At 62.4% G+C, this 19,500-nt stretch carries 17 protein-coding genes; 15 read left to right on the forward strand and 2 right to left on the reverse strand.

Features of this window, described 5'->3' with window-relative positions; translation table 11 throughout:
* Positions 1 to 5 precede the first annotated feature (5 nt).
* Positions 6 to 2,585, reverse strand: coding sequence for a [protein-PII] uridylyltransferase (locus HWX91_RS18565; protein ID WP_028199375.1), 2,580 nt, complete (start codon positions 2,583 to 2,585; stop codon positions 6 to 8).
* A gap of 31 nt (positions 2,586 to 2,616) precedes the next feature.
* Complete coding sequence (gene map / locus HWX91_RS18570; protein WP_028199374.1) at positions 2,617 to 3,426, reverse strand: type I methionyl aminopeptidase; 810 nt, start codon at positions 3,424 to 3,426, stop codon at positions 2,617 to 2,619.
* A gap of 469 nt (positions 3,427 to 3,895) precedes the next feature.
* On the opposite strand from map, the gene rpsB reads away from it, so the two are divergent.
* From rpsB to rnhB, 15 genes are all read left to right on the forward strand, one after another.
* The gene (gene rpsB / locus HWX91_RS18575; protein ID WP_028199373.1) at positions 3,896 to 4,648 is read left to right on the forward strand and encodes a 30S ribosomal protein S2; all 753 of its coding nucleotides are present in this window, start codon (positions 3,896 to 3,898) and stop codon (positions 4,646 to 4,648) included.
* Between the two features lie 192 nt (positions 4,649 to 4,840).
* The gene (gene tsf / locus HWX91_RS18580) at positions 4,841 to 5,722 is read left to right on the forward strand and encodes a translation elongation factor Ts (RefSeq protein WP_028199372.1); all 882 of its coding nucleotides are present in this window, start codon (positions 4,841 to 4,843) and stop codon (positions 5,720 to 5,722) included.
* Between the two features lie 217 nt (positions 5,723 to 5,939).
* On the forward strand, positions 5,940 to 6,653 hold the full coding sequence (gene pyrH / locus HWX91_RS18585) for a UMP kinase (protein WP_028199371.1): 714 nt from the start codon (positions 5,940 to 5,942) through the stop codon (positions 6,651 to 6,653).
* Positions 6,654 to 6,753: 100 nt separating this feature from the next.
* On the forward strand, positions 6,754 to 7,314 hold the full coding sequence (gene frr, locus HWX91_RS18590; RefSeq protein WP_028199370.1) for a ribosome recycling factor: 561 nt from the start codon (positions 6,754 to 6,756) through the stop codon (positions 7,312 to 7,314).
* Positions 7,315 to 7,379: 65 nt separating this feature from the next.
* On the forward strand, positions 7,380 to 8,162 hold the full coding sequence (uppS, locus tag HWX91_RS18595; protein WP_028199369.1) for a polyprenyl diphosphate synthase: 783 nt from the start codon (positions 7,380 to 7,382) through the stop codon (positions 8,160 to 8,162).
* Positions 8,156 to 8,977: a phosphatidate cytidylyltransferase gene (locus tag HWX91_RS18600; RefSeq protein WP_028199368.1), complete on the forward strand. Its 822-nt coding sequence runs from the start codon at positions 8,156 to 8,158 to the stop codon at positions 8,975 to 8,977. The genes uppS and HWX91_RS18600 overlap by 7 nt, the downstream gene beginning before the upstream one ends.
* Before the next feature lie 10 nt (positions 8,978 to 8,987).
* The gene (locus HWX91_RS18605) at positions 8,988 to 10,193 is read left to right on the forward strand and encodes a 1-deoxy-D-xylulose-5-phosphate reductoisomerase (protein ID WP_028199367.1); all 1,206 of its coding nucleotides are present in this window, start codon (positions 8,988 to 8,990) and stop codon (positions 10,191 to 10,193) included.
* A gap of 7 nt (positions 10,194 to 10,200) precedes the next feature.
* Positions 10,201 to 11,586 carry an RIP metalloprotease RseP gene (gene rseP / locus HWX91_RS18610; RefSeq protein ID WP_028199366.1) on the forward strand — a complete coding sequence of 462 codons (1,386 nt, stop codon included), beginning with the start codon at positions 10,201 to 10,203 and terminating at the stop codon, positions 11,584 to 11,586.
* A gap of 67 nt (positions 11,587 to 11,653) precedes the next feature.
* Entirely contained in the window at positions 11,654 to 13,957 is a 2,304-nt protein-coding gene (bamA, locus tag HWX91_RS18615; RefSeq protein WP_028199365.1) for an outer membrane protein assembly factor BamA, read from the forward strand.
* A gap of 55 nt (positions 13,958 to 14,012) precedes the next feature.
* Positions 14,013 to 14,549 carry an OmpH/Skp family outer membrane protein gene (locus tag HWX91_RS18620; protein WP_030102971.1) on the forward strand — a complete coding sequence of 179 codons (537 nt, stop codon included), beginning with the start codon at positions 14,013 to 14,015 and terminating at the stop codon, positions 14,547 to 14,549.
* Between the two features lie 280 nt (positions 14,550 to 14,829).
* The gene (lpxD, locus tag HWX91_RS18625; protein ID WP_028199363.1) at positions 14,830 to 15,945 is read left to right on the forward strand and encodes a UDP-3-O-(3-hydroxymyristoyl)glucosamine N-acyltransferase; all 1,116 of its coding nucleotides are present in this window, start codon (positions 14,830 to 14,832) and stop codon (positions 15,943 to 15,945) included.
* Positions 15,946 to 16,178: 233 nt separating this feature from the next.
* Positions 16,179 to 16,643: a 3-hydroxyacyl-ACP dehydratase FabZ gene (gene fabZ / locus HWX91_RS18630; RefSeq protein ID WP_020065638.1), complete on the forward strand. Its 465-nt coding sequence runs from the start codon at positions 16,179 to 16,181 to the stop codon at positions 16,641 to 16,643.
* 91 nt (positions 16,644 to 16,734) lie between these two features.
* Complete coding sequence (gene lpxA / locus HWX91_RS18635) at positions 16,735 to 17,523, forward strand: acyl-ACP--UDP-N-acetylglucosamine O-acyltransferase (protein ID WP_028199362.1); 789 nt, start codon at positions 16,735 to 16,737, stop codon at positions 17,521 to 17,523.
* A 3-nt stretch (positions 17,524 to 17,526) separates the two neighbouring features.
* On the forward strand, positions 17,527 to 18,696 hold the full coding sequence (lpxB, locus tag HWX91_RS18640) for a lipid-A-disaccharide synthase (protein WP_028199361.1): 1,170 nt from the start codon (positions 17,527 to 17,529) through the stop codon (positions 18,694 to 18,696).
* The gene (gene rnhB, locus HWX91_RS18645; protein WP_028199360.1) at positions 18,693 to 19,454 is read left to right on the forward strand and encodes a ribonuclease HII; all 762 of its coding nucleotides are present in this window, start codon (positions 18,693 to 18,695) and stop codon (positions 19,452 to 19,454) included. Before lpxB ends, rnhB begins: the two co-directional genes overlap by 4 nt.
* Positions 19,455 to 19,500: the final 46 nt, after the last annotated feature.

Genomic DNA, 19,500 nt, shown 5'->3' on the forward strand with positions numbered 1-19,500 from the left:
AAATCTCACACTGCAATCGCGCGCAGCAGTTCGGTCTCGACCTGAATTTGCAGGCGGTTGTCCGACAGACCGTGTCCATCCAGCAGGAACACGTCTTCGACACGTTCGCCGAGCGTATTGATCCGCGCCGACGCAACGCCGACCCGGTGCTCGGCCAGCACGCGCGCGATTGAATAAAGAAGGCCTGGCCGGTCGTTCGCTGACACGGACAGGATGTAATATTGGCCGCGCTCGTCGGCCCGAAGATCGACGCGCGGCGTAACAGGGAAGGTCCGCGACAGCCGCGACAAACGGCCTTTCGACGGTCCCGGTAGCAGGGTGCCGTCGCCGGTGAGGCGTGCGGTCAGTTCCTGTTCGACCAGATTGGCAATATCGCGATAATGCACGTCTTCTTCGGTATGCGCGACGAGGAAATTATCGAGCGCGTACCCGTGACGGGTCGTGCTGACCCGCGCATCGAGCACCGACAAGCCATTGCGGTCGAAATACGCACAAATGCCGGCGAACAGATCGGGCTGGTCTTTCACATAGACCAGCACCTGAAGCGCTTCGCCGATCGGCGACGGACGTGCCCGCACGATCGGTGTCGCGGTTTCCACGTGCCGGTACAGCACGCGGGTCTGCCAGGCAATGTCCGCGGCGTCGTGGCGCAGGAAGTAGCCGATGTCCAGCTTGTCCCACAGCGCTTTCTGGGCGCCTTCCGGCACGGTTTCGAGGCGCAGCAGGGCCAACGCTTCTTCCTGGCGCGACTTCAGCTCGGAGTGCGCGTCAGGCCGCGCGCCGCCGAGCACCGCGAGGGTCGCGCGGTAAAGGTCCTCGAGCAGCTTGCCCTTCCACGTGTTCCAGACTTTCGGGCTGGTGCCGCGAATGTCGGCTACGGTCAGCAGGTAGAGCGCGGTCAGCCGGCGCTCGTTGCCGACCAGTTCGGCAAAGCGCTTGATGACTTCTGGGTCGCTCGTGTCCTGTTTTTGGGCAACCTGGCTCATGGTCAGATGCTGCTGCACCAGCCAGACGACCAGTTCGCCGTCCTCGCCCTCGATGCCGTGGCTACGGCAGAAGCGCCGCGCGTCGGCCATGCCGAGTGTGGAATGGTCGCCGCCCCGGCCCTTGGCGATGTCGTGAAACAGCGCCGCCACGTACAACACCCACGGCCGGTCGAAATTGGCGATCAACTGGCTGCAGAACGGATATTCGTGCGCATGCTCGGCTACCGCGAAGCGGCGCAGATTGCGCAACACCATCAGGATGTGCTGATCGACCGTGTACACGTGATACAGGTCGTGCTGCATCTGCCCGACAATGCGCCGGAAGTTCAGCAGATAGCGTCCGAGCACGCTGGTCTGGTTCATCAGGCGCAGCGCATGCGTGATGCCGGCAGGCTGCTTCAGGATGTCCATGAACAGGCGGCGGTTTTCCGGATCGCGCCGCCAATGCTGGTCCATCACGTCGCGCGCGTTGTAGATCGCGCGCAGCGTGCGCGCCGACAAACCCTTCACGCCCGGCGTCTGTTCGTAGAGCAGGAAAGCTTCGAGGATCGCGTTCGGCTCGCGCTGGAATACGTCGTCGCTGGCGATTTCCAGCATGCCTTGCTTCTCGACGAAACGATCCGACAGCACGCGCGTGATGCCGCTCGTGCTGGGGAACAACTGCGCTTCGATGTTCTGGATCAGGATGGTGGCGAGCTGCGTGACTGCCTTGGCGGCCCAGTAATAGCGGCGCATCAGCTGTTCGCTGGCGCGCTTGGTGGCCGTCGGCTTGTAGCCGAAGCTTTCCGCGACCGGCGTTTGCAGATCGAACACCAGAATGTCCTGGCGGCGCCCGGCGATCACATGCAAGCGAGCCCGCAGTGTCTTCAGGAAGCCTTCGTTGCGGCGCAGTTCGCGCGCTTCACGCTCGGTGATCAGGCCGCGCGCTTCGAGCTCGCGCCAGCTGCTGCCGAAACCGGCCGCCTGCGTGATCCACAGGATCAGTTGCAGGTCGCGCAGGCCGCCCGGACTTTCCTTGATGTTCGGTTCGAGTGAATACGGCGTGTCCTGAAACTTGGCGTGCCGCTGCCGCATTTCCAGCACTTTGGCCTGGAAAAACGCGCGCGGGTCGAGCGCTTCGCGGTAGCGCTTCGCAAAGTCGTCGAAGAGCGTGGCGCTGCCCGTAATGCGCCGCGCTTCTAGCAGCGAGGTGCGCACGGTGACGTCGTTGGCCGCTTCTTCGATACATTGCGCCACGCTGCGCACGCTGCTGCCGAGTTCGAGCCCCAAATCCCACGCGAGACTGATAAAGCGCTCGATGCGCGCCGCGAGATGCTCGATCGGCGCGTCGGGCAGCAGGACCAGGATGTCGATGTCGGAGTGGGGCGCGAGTTCACCGCGCCCGTAACCGCCCACGGCCAGCAAGGCCAGTTCGGGCGGCAGTTCGCAGGTGTTCCAGGCGGCGCGTAGCGATTCGTCGGTGGCGCGCGAGAGCGCGGCCATCAGCGAGTCGACGTTGGAGGCGGTCTTGAAGCGTTCCAGCAACTGGGCTTTGGCCACTTTATAGTCTGCCTTGAGCGACGTGGCGTGGGACTGGGTGACGGCTGGAACACTACTCATTGGCAGATGGGCGGGTGAGGTCGGAAGTCGGTCAGGCCGTGGCTGCGACAACCGGCGGACGCGCGGGCGTGCCGGCCGAGACAGTCAGCACGTCGTAGCCGGTTTCGGTGACGAGCACGGTGTGTTCCCACTGTGCCGACAGGCTGCGGTCCTTGGTTTTGACGGTCCACTGGTCCGGCATGGTGCGGATGTCGCGCCGGCCGGCGTTGATCATCGGTTCGATCGTGAAGATCATGCCCGCTTGCAGTTCCAGCCCGGTGCCGGGACGGCCGTAGTGCAGGATCTGCGGGTCTTCGTGAAACACCGTGCCGATGCCGTGGCCGCAATATTCGCGCACCACGCTGTAGCCTTGCGCTTCGGCGTGCTTCTGGATGGCGTAGCCGATATCGCCGAGATGGGCGCCTGGGCGCACCTGGTCGATGCCGAGCCACATGCATTCGAAGGTGGTCTGCACAAGGCGTTTGGCCATGATCGAGCCTTCGCCGACGATGAACATCCGGCTGGTGTCGCCGAAATAGCCTTCCTTGATCACCGTGACGTCGATATTCAGGGCGTCGCCGTTCTTGAGCGTCTTGTCGCCCGGAATGCCGTGGCAGATCACGTCGTTGACCGAAATACAGGTGGCTTTCGGGTAGGGCGGATAGCCGGGCGGCTGATAATTCAGCGGCGCCGGGACCGTGCCCTGAACCTGGAGCATGTATTCGTGACACAACCGGTCGAGTTCGCCGGTCGTGATGCCGGCTGTAACGAACGGCGTAATGTAGTCGAGCACTTCGCTAGCGAGTTTGCAGGCGACGCGCATCTGCGCGATATCGTGTTCGTTTTTCAGCGTAATAGCCATGAGTCGGGCCTGAAATGCAATTTATTGCAAGATTATCGCACCATATTCCACCTGCCGCAGGGTTTTGCGAGCAGGGCGGTGCCTTTGCTGCCGTGTTCGCGGCTGATTGCGAATGGCTTTCCGGGGCGGCCGTGAGCGCCCGGGTGCAACCGCCCGCGGCAAACAGGAGCTACCGCGCGGGTTGAGTCAGCCGATAGTCGCGTGCTATAATCTTTGGCTAAGTCGATCTCTGTCTAATTTCGTTGATGTATCGCTGTTCTAATAGGCAGTGGGCGAAGCGCAAGTAGGCGGAAATGGCTTCCCGTGGCGATAGTTGCCTGCGCTACGGGATAGGGCAGTACCAAGGCAGCAGACTCGCAAGCCGGCGCACCCAGGGTGTCCGCTGCGTTCAGCCAGAAAGTGCATGAGCACAATGGCGGCGCGGCCGATACGGCAGCCGGCTTAAGACCCAACCCTCGCGGAGATTTTCATGGCAGTTACCATGCGTCAAATGCTGGAAGCCGGTGTCCACTTCGGTCACCAAACGCGCTTCTGGAACCCGAAGATGGCCCCCTTCATTTTCGGTCATCGCAACAAGATTCACATCATCAACCTCGAAAAGACGCTGCCGATGTACAACGACGCGCTGAAGTACGCGCGTCAACTGGCAGCGAATCGCGGCACGATCCTGTTCGTCGGCACGAAGCGTCAATCGCGCGACACGATCGCTGAAGAAGCACAACGCGCTGGCATGCCGTTCGTCAACGCACGCTGGCTCGGCGGCATGCTGACCAACTTCAAGACGCTGAAGGTCTCGATCAAGCGCCTGAAGGACATGGAAGCAGCGCTGGAAGCAGGCGAAACCGAACGCATGAGCAAGAAAGAAGCGCTCCTGTTCGAACGCGAAATGGCCAAGCTGCAAAAGTCGATCGGCGGCGTGAAGGACATGGGCGGCATTCCGGACGCGATCTTCGTGGTCGACGTCGGCTACCACAAGATTGCCGTGACCGAAGCTAACAAGCTCGGCATTCCGGTCATCGCCGTGGTCGACACGAACCACTCGCCGGAAGGCATCGACTACGTGATCCCGGGTAACGACGACGCTTCGAAGGCTGTCGCTCTGTACACGGCTGGCGTGGCTGACGCGATCCTGGAAGGCCGTGCTAACGCGGTCAACGAAGTGGTGCAGGCTGCCCGTGGCGGTGACGGCGACGAGTTCGTCGAGGTCAACGGGGAAGCGTAAAGCTACCCCGTGTCCGGCAAAAAAGGGGGCTTTCTACAGGCCCCCTTTTTTTAAGCCGCGACAAAGTAGTGGTGTGCTGTGAGTAGTGCCCAAACGTAGTCCGTAAAAAATACGTGCAACGTTGAAACGAATTCTTGCCGCCGGTATCGAAGTCCGGGCGGCGTGTGACAGACGGAACTCAAGGAGCAAATGATGGCGGCAATTACCGCAAGCATGGTTGCAGAACTGCGCGCAAAGACCGACGCGCCGATGATGGAATGCAAGAAAGCGCTGACGGAAGCCGAAGGCGACATGGCGCGCGCTGAAGAGCTGCTGCGCGTGAAGCTGGGCAACAAGGCCAGCAAGGCAGCGTCGCGCGTGACGGCTGAAGGCGTGGTCGCATCGTTCATCGGCGGCAACGCGGGTTCGCTGGTCGAACTGAACTGCGAAACCGACTTCGTTTCGAAGAACGACGACTTCCTGGCTTTCTCGAAGACGATCGCCGAGCTGGTTGCTACGCAAAACCCGGCTGACGTCGCTGCGCTGTCGGCATTGCCGCTGGACGGCTCGACGGTCGACGCCGTGCGTCTCGCGCTGGTCGGCAAGATCGGCGAAAACCTGTCGATCCGCCGTTTCGTGCGTTTCGAAACGTCGAACAAGCTGGCAGCGTACCTGCACGGCACCCGCATCGGCGTGCTGGTCGAGTACACCGGCGCGGACGAGCAGGTCGGCAAGGACGTGGCCATGCATATCGCGGCCATGAAGCCGGTCTCGCTGTCGTCGGACGACGTGCCGGCGGATCTGATCGCCAAGGAGCGCAGCATTGCTGAGCAGAAGGCTGCCGAATCGGGCAAGCCGGCTGAAATCGTCGCCAAGATGGTCGACGGCAGCGTGCAGAAGTACCTGAAGGAAGTCTCGCTGCTGAACCAGACGTTCGTTAAGAACGACAAGCAGACGATCGAGCAGATGCTGAAGGCTGGCAACGCGAGCGTGCAGAAGTTCGCGCTGTTCGTGGTCGGCGAAGGCATTGAGAAGAAGCAGGACGACTTCGCAGCCGAAGTGGCGGCTCAAGTCGCTGCTGCAAAGCAACAATAAGTATCGCTTAAGCTTCAGTTAGTACCGTTGGACCCGCGGCGGAGCAAGACTTTGCCGCGGTCGGCGGCGCCGCAAGGCTGCGCGCGGGTGACCCTCGCGACGCACGCCGCTGGCGAACCCCAGGGTTCGTCAATTTGGCGGCGCTTGCCCGAATCAGTATTTCACCCCTACATTAGTCCCTTGTTGTTGCCCTGTTCTGCGCGATCTGGATACCCCTATGCCCACAGCCTATAAACGCGTCCTGCTCAAACTCTCCGGTGAAGCTCTGATGGGCGACGATGCCTTCGGCATCAATCGCGCGACCATCGAACGAATGGTAGCGGACGTGGCCGAAGTGGTCCGTCTCGGAACGCAGCTGGCCGTGGTGATCGGCGGCGGCAATATTTTCCGCGGCGTCGCGGGCGGCGCGGCCGGTATGGATCGCGCCACGGCTGACTACATGGGCATGCTGGCCACCATGATGAATGCGCTGGCCCTGCAGGACGCGATGCGCCACGCCGGTATCGAAGCGCGCGTGCAGTCCGCGCTGCGCATGGACCAGGTGGTCGAGCCGTACATTCGGCCCCGTGCGATTCGCCAGCTCGAAGAAGGCAAAGTCGTGATTTTCGCGGCCGGCACCGGCAATCCGTTCTTCACGACGGATACGGCCGCTGCGCTGCGCGGTTCGGAAGTCGGCGCGGAAGTCGTGCTGAAGGCCACCAAGGTGGACGGCGTCTATTCGGCCGATCCGAAGAAAGACCCGAGTGCGACCCGTTACGCCACGATCAGCTTCGACGAGGCAATCGGCCGCAACCTGCAGGTGATGGACGCCACGGCGTTCGCTCTGTGCCGCGACCAGAAGCTGCCGATCCGTGTATTTTCGATCGTCAAACCCGGCGCGCTCAAGCGCATCGTACTCGGCGAGGACGAGGGCACCCTCGTCCACGTGTAAACTCTCGTTCACATAACGTGGGCTTTAACGCGAGCCCAGGCCGCCGCATCATGCGCGCGCTGGCCGGCTCGCACCGTTTTGAAGGTTCGGAGGTTTAAAAATGTCTGTGGCTGATATCAGAAAGGGCGCTGAGCAAAAAATGCAGCGTTCCATCGACGCGTTCAAGAACGACCTGTCGAAGATCCGCACGGGCCGTGCGCATACGGGCCTGCTCGATCACATCCAGTGTGATTACTACGGTTCGCCGGTGCCGATTTCGCAGGTTGCGAACCTGACGTTGATCGACGCTCGCACGATCGGCGTGCAGCCGTGGGAAAAGAAGATGGTCCAGGTCGTCGAGAAGGCGATCCGCGAGTCGGACCTCGGTCTGAACCCGGCGACCCAGGGCGACGTGATTCGCGTACCGATGCCCGCGCTGACCGAAGAACGCCGTCGCGAATTGACCAAAGTGGTCAAGAGCGAAGCGGAAACGGCCAAGGTCGCGATTCGTAACCTGCGCCGTGATGCAAACGAGCAACTGAAAAAGCTCGTGAAGGACAAGGAAATTTCGGAAGACGACGAGCGCCGTGCAGGTGACGACGTTCAGAAGCTGACGGACAAGTTCGTCACGGAAATCGACAAACTCGTCGTGACCAAAGAAGCCGAGATCATGACGGTCTGAGGCCGGTTGGCTCAGCATCTTCAGGGTTTCCACTTCTTTTTTTTGCAGTCACTGTCCCGACGGCCATGACCTATACCAGCTCAACCGTGCGCGTGCCTGATGTCGCCGCGGTGCCGCGACATATCGCGATCATCATGGACGGCAATGGCCGTTGGGCGACCCAGCGCCGTCTGCCGCGCGTGGCCGGCCATACGCGCGGCGTCGACGCGGTGCGTGCGGCCGTCGAGGCCTGCGCCCGGCAGGGCGTCGAATACCTGACGCTGTTTGCTTTCAGTTCGGAAAACTGGCGCCGCCCGAACGACGAGGTGTCGTTCCTGATGCGCCTGTTCGTCACCGCGCTGGAGCGCGAGATCGGCAAGCTGCACGCGAATGGCATTCGTCTGCGCGTGGTTGGCGATCTGTCCCGATTCGATACGCGCATTCGCGACCTGATCAAGCGCGCGGAAACCAAAACCGCGCGCAATACCCGTCTGACGCTCACCATCGCCGCCAATTACGGCGGCCGTTGGGACATCATGCAGGCCACCCGCAAGCTTGCCGAGCAATCGGCGCTGGCGGGCAAAGCGGTCGAAGTGAACGAGGATTCGTTCGCCGAACACCTGTCGATGGCCTATGCACCGGAGCCGGATCTTTTCATCCGCACCGGCGGCGAGCGCCGCGTCAGCAACTTCCTGCTGTGGCAGCTTGCCTACACCGAGTTCTACTTCACCGACACCTTCTGGCCGGATTTCGACGCCGACGCGCTCGGCCACGCCATCGCTTCCTATGCGGAGCGTGAGCGCCGCTTTGGCCGCACCAGTGCTCAACTCGAGCCGCAATCGCAAAACGTCGATTCGCTTCCATGCTAAAAACCCGTGTCATCACGGCGATCATCCTGCTGGCGATTTTCTTGCCGGTCACGTTGTTCGCGCCGGTTGGCGCGTTTGGCGCGCTGATCGCCTTCGTCGTCGTATTCGCGGCGTGGGAATGGGCGCGCCTGCTGAAGCTCGGCGGTGCCGGCCCGGTCATTTACGCGCTGGTGGCCGCCGTGGCGCTGGTCGCGAGCACCCGTCTCGGTACCGGTATCGAGGAGCCCCGGCCGCTGTTTCAGGCGGCCGCTATTTTCTGGGTGATCGCGGGGCCATATGTGCTTTTGCGCAAGCCGACCCTCGCGCAAGGCGCGTGGCGCGGGTTTCTGTTTCTTGCCGGCATTGTGGTATTCGTCGCGTGCTGGCATGCTCTCGTCGCCGCGCGCATGAAGGGCGTGCCTTTCGTGTTGTCGCTGCTGCTGTTGGTCTGGCTGGCCGATATCGGCGCATACTTCTCAGGTAAGGCTTTCGGCAAGCACAAGCTCGCGCCTGCCATCAGCCCGGGTAAGACCTGGGAGGGCGCGATCGGCGGCTGGCTGGCCGTGATGATCGTCGCCGCTGCGGCGGTCTTTTTGCATGCGTTCGAGCCGACCCTGTATTCTGCGCTGCTGGCGCAATTAGGCGCCGTACGTACACTGCTCGCACTGACCTTGCTGGTGGCATTCAGCGTGGTGGGCGATCTGTTCGAATCGATGATGAAACGCCAGGCCGGAGTGAAAGATTCAAGCGGCCTGTTGCCTGGGCACGGTGGCGTACTCGACCGCATCGACGCATTATTGCCGGTGCTGCCGCTTGCCATGCTGCTGCTCGGCTAGAGAAAGAGATATGCAAAAACGTCTGACATTGCTCGGTTCCACGGGCTCGATTGGAGACAGCACGCTCGACGTCGTCGCGCGTCATCCGGAGCGCTTTTCGGTTTACGCGCTCACTGCGCATCGCAACGGCGACAAGCTCGTCGAGCAATGCCTGCGCTTTCAGCCTGAGGTCGCGGTAGTCGGCGATGCCGATACCGCCGCGCAGGTCGCGGCGAAGTTGCGAGAAGCCGGCTGCAAGACCGAGGTTACGTACGGGCCGCAAGCGCTCGTCGACGTATCGGAGAGCAATGGCTGCGATACGGTCGTAGCGGCGATCGTCGGCGCGGCAGGCCTCGCGCCGAGCCTCGCCGCGGCGCGTGCCGGCAAGCGCATCCTGCTCGCCAACAAGGAAGCGCTTGTGATGTCCGGCGCGATCTTCATGGACGCGGTGCGCGACAACGGCGCCGTGCTGCTGCCGGTCGACAGCGAACACAACGCGATTTTCCAATGCCTGCCGCGCGAAGCCGCTTTGCACGGCGGCGTCTCGAAGATCATCCTGACTGCCTCGGGCGGTCCGTTCCGCACGCGCGAGCCGGCCACGCTGGTCGATGTCACGCCTGACGAAGCCTGCAAGCATCCGAACTGGGTGATGGGCCGCAAGATTTCGGTCGACTCGGCCACGATGATGAACAAGGGCCTCGAGGTGATCGAAGCGCACTGGCTCTTCAACGTGCCGGGCGAGCGCATCGAGGTGCTGATTCACCCGCAAAGCGTGATTCATTCGATGGTGTCATACGCCGACGGTTCGGTGCTCGCCCAATTGGGGAACCCCGATATGCGCACGCCTATCGCGCATGCGCTGGCGTTTCCGGAGCGGGTCGATTCCGGTGTCGCGCAACTCGATCTGCTGCAGGTCGCGTCGCTCTCGTTCGAAAAACCGGACTACACGCGCTTCCCGTGTCTCGCACTCGCCGTGAAGGCGCTGGCCGAGGGCGGGCTGGCGAGCGCGGCCCTTAATGCCGCGAACGAAATTGCTGTTGAAGCGTTCCTGTCGCGCCAGATCGGGTTTATGGCGATTGCTCAGGTGGTCGACGCCGTACTCAACGCTTTGCCGAACCGTAGCGCTCACGCGCTCGAGGACGTGATCGAGGCCGACGGCGCCGCGCGCCGCGCCGCCGCCGACTTCATCGCGCGCCTGCCGGACGGCGCCCGTCGCACGGAACGCGCCGTCCAGTGAGGCGCCTATGAATCTGCTAATCGAACTGCTGGCCTTCGCGGTGGCGATTGGCGTACTCGTGGTCGTCCACGAGTACGGGCATTACAGCGTGGCGCGCCTGTGCGGCGTCCAGGTGCTGCGCTTTTCGATCGGCTTCGGCAAGCCGCTGGTCCAATGGGTGAGCCGGAAGACGGGCACCGAATGGACGATTGCCGCACTGCCGCTGGGCGGATACGTCAAGATGCTCGACGAGCGCGAGACCGGCGGTGCGCCGATTCCGCCTGAAGCCTTGCCCCATGCGTTCAACCGCCAGTCGGTGTGGCGCCGTTTCGCGATTGTCGCGGCCGGCCCGGTCGCGAACTTCCTGCTAGCCATCGTGCTGTTTGCCCTCGTGTTCGCCACTGGCGTGACCGAACCGGCAGCGGTGGTTGCGACACCTGCTCCGAATACGCCGGCGGCGCTGGCCGGCTTCGACGGCGGCGAAACTGTCGTCGCGGTGCGCACCGGGAACGCCGGCGAATCCGAACCGGTGCGTTCATGGTCCGACCTGCGCTGGAAGCTGCTCGGCGCGGCATTCGATCACAAGCGGGTCGTATTGAGTGCGAAAGATGCCCACGGCATCTCGGATTTTCAGCTGGATCTGCGCGGCATCACCGAGAAAGACGTCGACGACGACTTTATGTCGCGTCTCGGCTTCGAGCCGGGCGGCGGCAAGCTGACGGTCGCGGGCGTGCAGCCGGGTAGCGCGGCGCAGAAAGCCGGCCTCGCCGTGGGTGATCGTCTGCGCGCGATCAACGGTGTGCCTACCGACAATGCCACGGCCTTCATCGCTTATGTAAAATCGCACGCCGGTGTACCCGTGACGCTGCAGGTGGAGCGCGGCGGCCCGGCGGCGGGCAAGCTGGAAGACGTGCGGATCGTCCCGCAGTCGCAGCGCGATGAGGCGACGGGCCAGCAGATCGGTCGTATCGGCGCCGAACTCGCGACTCAGGTGCCGTCGATCGACGTGCGTTATGGGCCGCTCGAAAGTCTGCAACTGGGTGCACGCCGTACCTGGGATCTGGCTGTTTATTCGGTGCGCATGTTCGGGCGAATGATCGTCGGCGAGGCATCGCTGAAGAATCTTTCCGGTCCTGTGACGATCGCCGATTACGCAGGAAAGAGCGCACGTCTAGGTCCTTCTGCATTCCTGTCGTTCCTGGCCCTTGTCAGTATTAGCCTCGGCGTACTGAACCTGTTACCAATTCCGGTATTGGACGGGGGTCATCTGTTATATTATTTGGTTGAAGCTGTAACCGGCAAAGTTGTCTCCGATCGCTGGCAACTCGTTTTTCAGAGGGCGGGTCTCGCCTGCATCGTCGCATTGTCGGCGATTGCGCTGTTCAACGATCTGGCTCGTTTAATCCATTTTTAAAGTGTCTGGCGGCGTTCACGATGGCGACCGCCCGACCCGATGCAGCTATACACACTGGGGAAGCACGTTGTTTAAACCTCATCGCTTTGTTCCAAAGACGGTTATAGCCGCGGCATTCGCCGCGCATGGGCTGGTTGCTCACGCAACGACGCCCTTCGTGGTGCAAGACATCCGGATCGAGGGGTTGCAACGCGTCGAACCCGGTACCGTGTTCGCGTACCTGCCCATCAAGCAAGGCGACACCTTTACCGACGACAAGGCTTCCGAAGCCATTCGCGCGCTATACGCCACGGGCTTCTTCAACGACGTCAAGATCGCGACCGAAGGCAATGTCGTCATCGTGCAGGTGCTGGAGCGTCCGGCCATCGGCACCATCGACTTCGCCGGCATTCACGAGTTCGACAAGGACAATCTGACCAAGGCGCTGCGCGCGGTCGGTTTGTCGCAAGGCCGTTACTACGACAAGGCACTCGTCGACAAGGCCGAGCAGGAACTGAAACGCCAGTACCTGACGCGCGGCTACTATGCCGCAGAAGTCACCACCACGATCACGCCGATCGACCGCAACCGCGTCTCGGTGCTGTTCTCGGTGGCTGAAGGTCCGAGCGCGAAGATTCGCCAGATCAACTTCATCGGCAACAAGGCGTTCAGCACGGGTACGCTGCGCGACGAAATGCAGCTGTCCACGCCAAACTGGTTCTCGTGGTACACGAAGAACGACCTGTATGCGAAAGACAAGCTCACCGGCGACCTCGAGAACGTCCGCTCGTATTACCTGAATCGCGGCTACCTCGAATTCAACATCGACTCGACCCAGGTGTCGATCTCGCCGGACAAGAAGGACATGTATCTGACGGTCACGCTGCATGAAGGCGAGCCGTACACAATCAACAGCATCAAGCTGGCCGGTAATCTGCTCGACCGCGAGGCGGAGCTGGCCAAGCTGATCAAGATCAAACCGGGTGACCGCTTCTCGGCTGAAAAGCTGCAAGCCACCACCAAGGCGATTGTCGACAAGCTGGGCCAGTATGGTTATGCATTCGCCACGGTCAACGCGCAGCCGCAGATCGATCAGGAACACCACAAGGTCGACCTGACGCTGCAGGTGGACCCGAGCCGCCGCGTGTACGTGCGCCGCATCAACGTGGTCGGCAACACACGCACGCGTGACGAAGTGGTGCGCCGTGAAATGCGCCAGCTCGAAAGCTCGTGGTTCGATTCGAACCGCCTCGCGCTGTCGAAAGACCGGATCAACCGCCTCGGCTACTTTACCGACGTCGACGTGACCACCGTGCCGGTCGAAGGCACGCCCGACCAGGTCGACGTGGACGTCAAGGTGAGCGAAAAGCCGACCGGCGCGATCACGCTGGGCGCGGGCTTCTCGTCGACCGACAAGGTGGTGCTCTCCGCGGGCGTGTCGCAGGACAACGTGTTCGGTTCGGGTACGAGTCTCGCGGTGAACGTGAATACCGCCAAGACCTACCGTACCTTGACGGTGACGCAGGTCGACCCGTACTTCACGGTCGACGGCATCAAGCGGATTACCGACGTCTACTACCGGACATACCAGCCGCTCTACTACTCGACGGATTCGAGCTTCAAGATCGTCACGATCGGTGGCGACCTGAAATTCGGTATCCCGTTCTCCGAAGTCGACACGGTGTACTTCGGCGCCGGCCTCGAGCAGAACCAGTTGGATATCGACGCGAATACGCCGCAGAGCTACATCGACTACGTGCACGAGTTCGGCCGTGTGTCGAACAACGTGCCGATCACGGTGGGCTGGTCGCGCGATGCGCGAGACAGCGCACTGGTGCCGAGCCGTGGTTACTTCACGCAGGCGAACGCCGAGTACGGCACGCCGATCGGCGGCACGCAGTATTACAAGGCCGACATCAACGCGCAGTACTATTATTCGTTCTCGCGCGGCTTCGTGCTGGGCTTCAACTTCCAGGGCGGTTACGGTAACGGCCTCGGCGGCAAGCCATATCCGATTTTCAAGAACTATTACGCGGGCGGTATCGGCTCGGTGCGGGGCTACGAGCCGAGCTCGCTGGGTCCGCGCGACGCGAAAACGAACGACCCGATCGGTGGCTCGAAGCTGCTGGTGGGTAACATCGAATTGACGTTCCCGTTGCCGGGCACGGGCTACGACCGCACCTTGCGTGTGTTCACGTTCCTCGACGGCGGTAACGTCTGGGGTACGGAGGGCAACAGCATCGGCGCGAACGGCCTGCGTTACGGCTACGGTGTCGGTCTCGCATGGATCTCGCCGATCGGCCCGCTCAAGCTCAGCTTGGGCTTCCCGCTCACGAAGCACACTGGCGACCAGTATCAGAAGTTCCAGTTCCAGATCGGGACGGCGTTCTGATGCGGCGGCTGGCGGTCCGGCTACGAACGGCTGGCCAAACTACAGTATCGAGAGGATGACTTTGCTAACTGGTATTTTTTCGAAACGTGGGGCGTGTGCGTTCGCGCTGGCAATGACGCTGGGTGTCGGTGTAGCGGGTGCGGCGCACGCGCAGGAAGCGAGGATTGCTGCGGTGAATTCGGACCGCATCCTGCGTGAATCGGCTGCCGCGAAGGCTGCGCAGGTCAAGCTCGAGGCGGAATTCGCCAAGCGCGACAAGGATCTGGCCGACATGGCGCAGAAACTGAAGTCGATGTCCGACTCGCTCGACAAGAACGGTGCGTCGATGTCGGCTACGGATCGGGCGCAGAAGCAGCGCGACCTGTCCCAACTGGATACGGACTTCCAGCGCAAACAGCGCGAGTTTCGCGAAGACCTGAACCAGCGCCGCAACGAAGAGCTGGCGGCGGTGCTCGACCGGGCCAACAAGGTGATCAAGCAGATCGCCGAGCAGCAGCACTACGACCTGATCGTTCAGGAAGCGGTGTATGTTAGCCCGCGCATTGACATTACCGATCAGGTGCTCAAGGCGCTCGCGGCTTCGGGTAACTGAACGCGCGCGCTGGGCTTGCCGGCGGTGGGCTTGCCGGCCAGACACCCGCTCGCCGGCCGCCGCTACGCAGCACGGGGCGGTGGAACTAACAAGCTGGACTGATTTGCGGCAACAAGCTTGCATGAGACCAGAGTCAGTGCTTTGCACGAGACCGGAGTAACGAGCTTTGCAGGGGATCGGAGTAGCGTGCCAAAGCGCGAACTTCGATCGACAGCTAAAGCGAGGACTCAGGTTGACGCTGAAGCGCCAACTCTGGGTCGACACAGGAGACAGGATAGGCATGGCATTTACGCTTGAGGACATCGTCCAGCGGTTTGGCGGTGAAGTAGTCGGAGATGGTTCGCAGCGCGTCGGTAGCCTGGCGCCGCTTGACCAGGCAGGCCCTGACCAGCTGGCATTCCTCGCCAATCCGAAGTACCTGTCGCAGGTCGAGACGACTCGCGCGGGCGCGGTGTTGATCAATGCCGAGGACCTCGCAAAGCTCGGCGCTCTCGAAAATCATGGGAATGCCGCGCGTAACTTCATCGTCACGCCGAATCCGTACGCTTACTTTGCGCGCGTCGCACAGACCTTCATCGACATGGCCGCACCCAAGCCGGTGCCGGGCGTCCATCCGAGCGCGACCATCGACCCGTCCGCGCAAATTGCCGCGAGCGCGGTGATCGGCCCGAATGTCACGGTAGAGGCGGGCGCTGTGATCGGCGAAAACGTGCGTCTGGATGCCAACGTGGTGATCGGCCGCGGTACGCGGATCGGCGCGGGCTCGCATCTGTATCCGAATGTCGCGGTGTATTACGGCTGCAAGCTCGGTGAGCGCGTGATCGTGCACGCGGGTGCGGTGATCGGTTCGGACGGCTTTGGCTTCGCGCCGGATTTCGTGGGTGAAGGCGATGCGCGCACCGGTAACTGGGTGAAAATTCCGCAGGTCGGCGGTGTATCGGTTGGGGCAGACGTCGAAATCGGTGCGAACACGACGATCGACCGGGGCGCGATGGCCGACACGATCATCGAAGAGAGCGTGAAGATCGATAATCTCGTGCAGATCGGCCACAACTGCAAAGTGGGCGCCTATACGGTGATCGCGGGTTGCGCGGGCATTGCGGGCAGCACCACGATCGGCCGTCACTGCATGATCGGCGGCGCAGTTGGAATCGCCGGCCACGTGACGCTGGCTGACTATGTGATCGTCACGGCGAAATCCGGCGTGTCGAAGTCGTTGTTGAAGGCAGGCATCTACACCAGCGCATTCCCCGCAGTGAATCATGCGGACTGGAACAGGAGCGCCGCTTTGCTGCGTAACATCGACAAGCTTCGTGACCGTATCAAGGCGCTGGAAAATGCGTCGGCGGGCAAGCCAGCCGACGCAGCAAGCAACTCCGTCGCCGACCCGACCTGAGACAGCTGGGTAACCCATTCGCCAACCCCGCTGGTTTACTCGCAGAACAATCCGCGGGGCAACCCGCCGGCACCGCGTAAAATAGCGGGCAAGCATCAGGAAGCAAAGTCGGTTGCCGTGACCGGGTGGCATGGCCGCCGGGTCACGGCGAGCGCCGGCAGCACGCGTTACCAACCCACCTGCACCAGCATTCGCAGTCATCATCGCGCAGTTAATGTGCGAGTAGAAACACCATGAGCACCGAAAAAATCAATCTCGACATTCATAAGATTCTCACGCTGCTGCCCCATCGTTACCCGATCCTGCTGGTCGACCGGGTGCTCGAACTCGAGCCGCATAAGAGCATCAAAGCGTTGAAGAACGTGTCGATCAACGAGCCGTATTTCCAAGGTCACTTTCCGACCCGTCCGGTAATGCCCGGCGTACTGATCCTCGAAGCGCTCGCGCAAACCGCGGCCCTGCTGACGTTTTCAGAAGAGCCGAGCGATCCGTCGAACACGCTGTATCTGTTCGTGGGCATCGACAATGCGCGTTTCAAGCGCGTCGTGGAACCGGGCGATCAGCTGATCCTGAACTGTACGTTCGAGCGTCATATGCGCGGTATCTGGAAGTTCAAGGCGCGCGCCGAAGTGGATGGTGCCGTGGCGGCGGAAGCGGATCTGATGTGCGCGGTGCGGCACACGGACAAAGACGCTTAAAGGTGTCCGGGCAGTCAGCGGCTTACCCCGGGCCCTGCAGGCTCCGGTTACGTCCATCCGGACAACGCAACAGAATCAGAAGCGAGGACGCATGAGCAGGATTCATCCCACTGCGATCGTCGAACCAGGCGCGCAACTCGACGAATCCGTCGAAATCGGACCGTATGCCGTCATCGGTGCGCATGTGACGATCGGCGCACGGACCACGGTCGGTTCGCACAGCGTGATCGAAGGTCACACCACGATCGGCGAAGACAACCGGATCGGCCACTACGCATCCGTCGGCGGCCGTCCGCAGGACATGAAGTACAAGGACGAGCCCACCCGGCTCGTGATCGGCAACCGCAACACGATCCGTGAATTCACCACGATCCACACCGGCACGATGCAGGATTCGGGCGTCACCACACTTGGTGACGACAACTGGATCATGGCCTACGTGCACGTCGGGCACGACTGCCACGTTGGCAATAACGTCATTCTGTCGAGCAATGCGCAGATGGCCGGCCATGTGACGATTGGCGATTACGCGATCGTCGGCGGCATGTCGGGCGTGCATCAGTACGTGCGCATCGGCGCGCACTCGATGCTGGGCGGCGCGTCAGCGCTGGTGCAGGATATTCCGCCGTTCGTGATCGCTGCCGGCAACAAGGCGGAGCCCCACGGCATCAACGTCGAAGGTCTGCGCCGCCGCGGTTTCTCGGCGGACGCGATCTCCGCGCTGCGCTCGGCGTATCGCTTGCTGTACAAGAACAGCCTGTCGCTCGAAGAAGCGAAGGTGCAGTTGCGCGAACTCGCGACCGCGGGTGGCGATGGCGATGAGCCGGTGCAAACGTTGCTCGCGTTTGTCGAAGCGTCGCAACGCGGCATCATCCGCTAAGCGATGGCCCTCAACCCAAGTCCGATACGCGTGGCGATGGTCGCCGGCGAGCCGTCCGGCGACCTGCTGGCGGCCTCGCTGCTCGAAGGCCTCGCGAGCCATCTGCCTGCCTCCACGCACTACTACGGGATTGGCGGCCCGCGCATGATTGCGCAGGGCTTCGACGCGCACTGGCCGATGGAAAAGCTGACCGTGCGCGGCTATGTCGAAGTACTGCGGCATATCCCCGGAATCCTCGGCATCCGCAACGAACTGAAGCGGCAACTGCTGGCTGAACCGCCGTCGGTGTTCGTCGGCGTGGATGCGCCCGATTTCAATTTCGGCCTCGAGCATCCGTTGCGCGAGGCGGGTATTCCGACCGTTCATTTCGTCTGCCCGTCCATCTGGGCGTGGCGGGGCGGGCGCATCAAGAAGATCGCCAAGGCGGTCGACCACATGCTCTGCGTGTTCCCGTTCGAAAAGGCGTTGCTGGAGAAGGCCGGTGTCGCGGCCTCCTACGTGGGTCATCCGCTCGCTGACGAGATTCCGCTCGTGCCCGATACGCTGGGCGCGCGCCGCACGCTCGGCCTCGCTGAAAGCGGGCCGATCATCGCGGTGCTGCCGGGCAGCCGGCGCTCGGAGATCGATCTGATCGGTCCGACGTTCTTTGCCGCGATGGAGATGATGCAGCACCAGGAGCCTGGCTTGCGTTTCGTGATGCCGGCGGCCACCCCCGCGCTGCGCGAAATGCTGCGGCCGCTGGTCGACGCGCATCCCGGGCTCGCGCTGACCATTACCGAAGGCCAGTCGCAACTCGCAATGACGGCGGCCGATGCGATTCTCGTCAAGAGCGGCACGGTGACTTTGGAAGCCGCGTTGCTGAAAAAGCCGATGGTGATTTCGTACAAGGTGCCCTGGCTGACCGGACAGATCATGCGCCGCCAGGGCTATCTGCCGTATGTCGGCTTGCCGAACATTCTGGCTGGGCGTTTCGTCGTGCCGGAAATCCTGCAGCATTTCGCGACGCCACAGGCGCTCGCCGAGGCCACGCTGAAACAGTTGCGCGACGAGGCCAACCGGCGCACGCTGACGGAAATCTTCACGGAGATGCATCACGTGCTGAAGCAGAACACCGCGCAGCGTGCGGCGGAAGTGGTGGCGAGCGTCATTGAAAAGCGCAGGGCGCTGCCGTGACTGCCGCGCGTGCACCTCGCCGTAAGGCTGCGAGCGCTGCAGGCGTGGCGGCGCAGCAGGTCGGTCTTAACTTCGAGACGCCGGACGATATCGTCTGCGGCGTCGACGAAGCCGGGCGCGGGCCGCTGGCCGGTCCGGTGGTCGCCGCGGCGGTGATTTTCGACCCGTCGAAGCCGATGATTCGCGGCCTCGACGATTCGAAAGCACTGACTGCCAAAAAGCGCGATGAACTGTACGACAAGATCGTCGAGCGGGCGTTGGCTTACTGCGTCGCGTCGGCTACCGTCGAAGAAATCGACACGCTGAACATCCTGCACGCCACCATGCTGGCGATGAAGCGGGCGGTCGAAGGTCTTTCGGTCGTGCCGACACTCGTGAAAATCGACGGCAATCGCTGCCCGACGCTAAGCATTCGCAGCGAAGCGGTGATCGGCGGCGATGCACTGATCAAGAGCATTTCGGCGGCGTCGATTCTCGCCAAGGTCACGCGCGACCGGATGCTGCTCGAATTGCATCAAACCTATCCGGTTTACGGCTTTGACGCGCACGCCGGCTATGGCACGCCGCAGCATCTTGCCGCGCTGCGCGAACATGGCCCTTGCGAGCATCATCGGCGTTCGTTCGCGCCGGTGCGTGAAGCGCATCTGCGCTTCGGCATGGCTTTGAAGCCGCCGCTGGGCGACGTGATCGTCGTGCCCGGCACGCTCGCCGACGCCATGCTCGACGACGACGCCTTCGGCGAACGCAGCGGGGCCTGAGCGCCACGTTTGGCCCGGCGCGTCGCCTATCCTTTTCCTCATTCTC

Source organism: Paraburkholderia fungorum, assembly GCF_902833645.1.
GTDB classification, from domain to species: Bacteria; Pseudomonadota; Gammaproteobacteria; order Burkholderiales; family Burkholderiaceae; genus Paraburkholderia; species Paraburkholderia fungorum.

Coding starts and splice junctions, on each gene's coding strand:
- HWX91_RS18605 (WP_028199367.1), top strand. CDS start 8,988: ATGCAAAAACGTCTGACATTGCTCGGTTCCACGGGCTCGATTGGAGAC.
- lpxA (WP_028199362.1), top strand. CDS start 16,735: ATGAGCAGGATTCATCCCACTGCGATCGTCGAACCAGGCGCGCAACTC.
- tsf (WP_028199372.1), top strand. CDS start 4,841: ATGGCGGCAATTACCGCAAGCATGGTTGCAGAACTGCGCGCAAAGACC.
- fabZ (WP_020065638.1), top strand. CDS start 16,179: ATGAGCACCGAAAAAATCAATCTCGACATTCATAAGATTCTCACGCTG.
- frr (WP_028199370.1), top strand. CDS start 6,754: ATGTCTGTGGCTGATATCAGAAAGGGCGCTGAGCAAAAAATGCAGCGT.
- rpsB (WP_028199373.1), top strand. CDS start 3,896: ATGGCAGTTACCATGCGTCAAATGCTGGAAGCCGGTGTCCACTTCGGT.
- HWX91_RS18600 (WP_028199368.1), top strand. CDS start 8,156: ATGCTAAAAACCCGTGTCATCACGGCGATCATCCTGCTGGCGATTTTC.
- HWX91_RS18620 (WP_030102971.1), top strand. CDS start 14,013: ATGACTTTGCTAACTGGTATTTTTTCGAAACGTGGGGCGTGTGCGTTC.
- HWX91_RS18565 (WP_028199375.1), bottom strand. CDS start 2,585: ATGAGTAGTGTTCCAGCCGTCACCCAGTCCCACGCCACGTCGCTCAAG.
- lpxD (WP_028199363.1), top strand. CDS start 14,830: ATGGCATTTACGCTTGAGGACATCGTCCAGCGGTTTGGCGGTGAAGTA.
- lpxB (WP_028199361.1), top strand. CDS start 17,527: ATGGCCCTCAACCCAAGTCCGATACGCGTGGCGATGGTCGCCGGCGAG.
- pyrH (WP_028199371.1), top strand. CDS start 5,940: ATGCCCACAGCCTATAAACGCGTCCTGCTCAAACTCTCCGGTGAAGCT.
- rseP (WP_028199366.1), top strand. CDS start 10,201: ATGAATCTGCTAATCGAACTGCTGGCCTTCGCGGTGGCGATTGGCGTA.
- map (WP_028199374.1), bottom strand. CDS start 3,426: ATGGCTATTACGCTGAAAAACGAACACGATATCGCGCAGATGCGCGTC.
- uppS (WP_028199369.1), top strand. CDS start 7,380: ATGACCTATACCAGCTCAACCGTGCGCGTGCCTGATGTCGCCGCGGTG.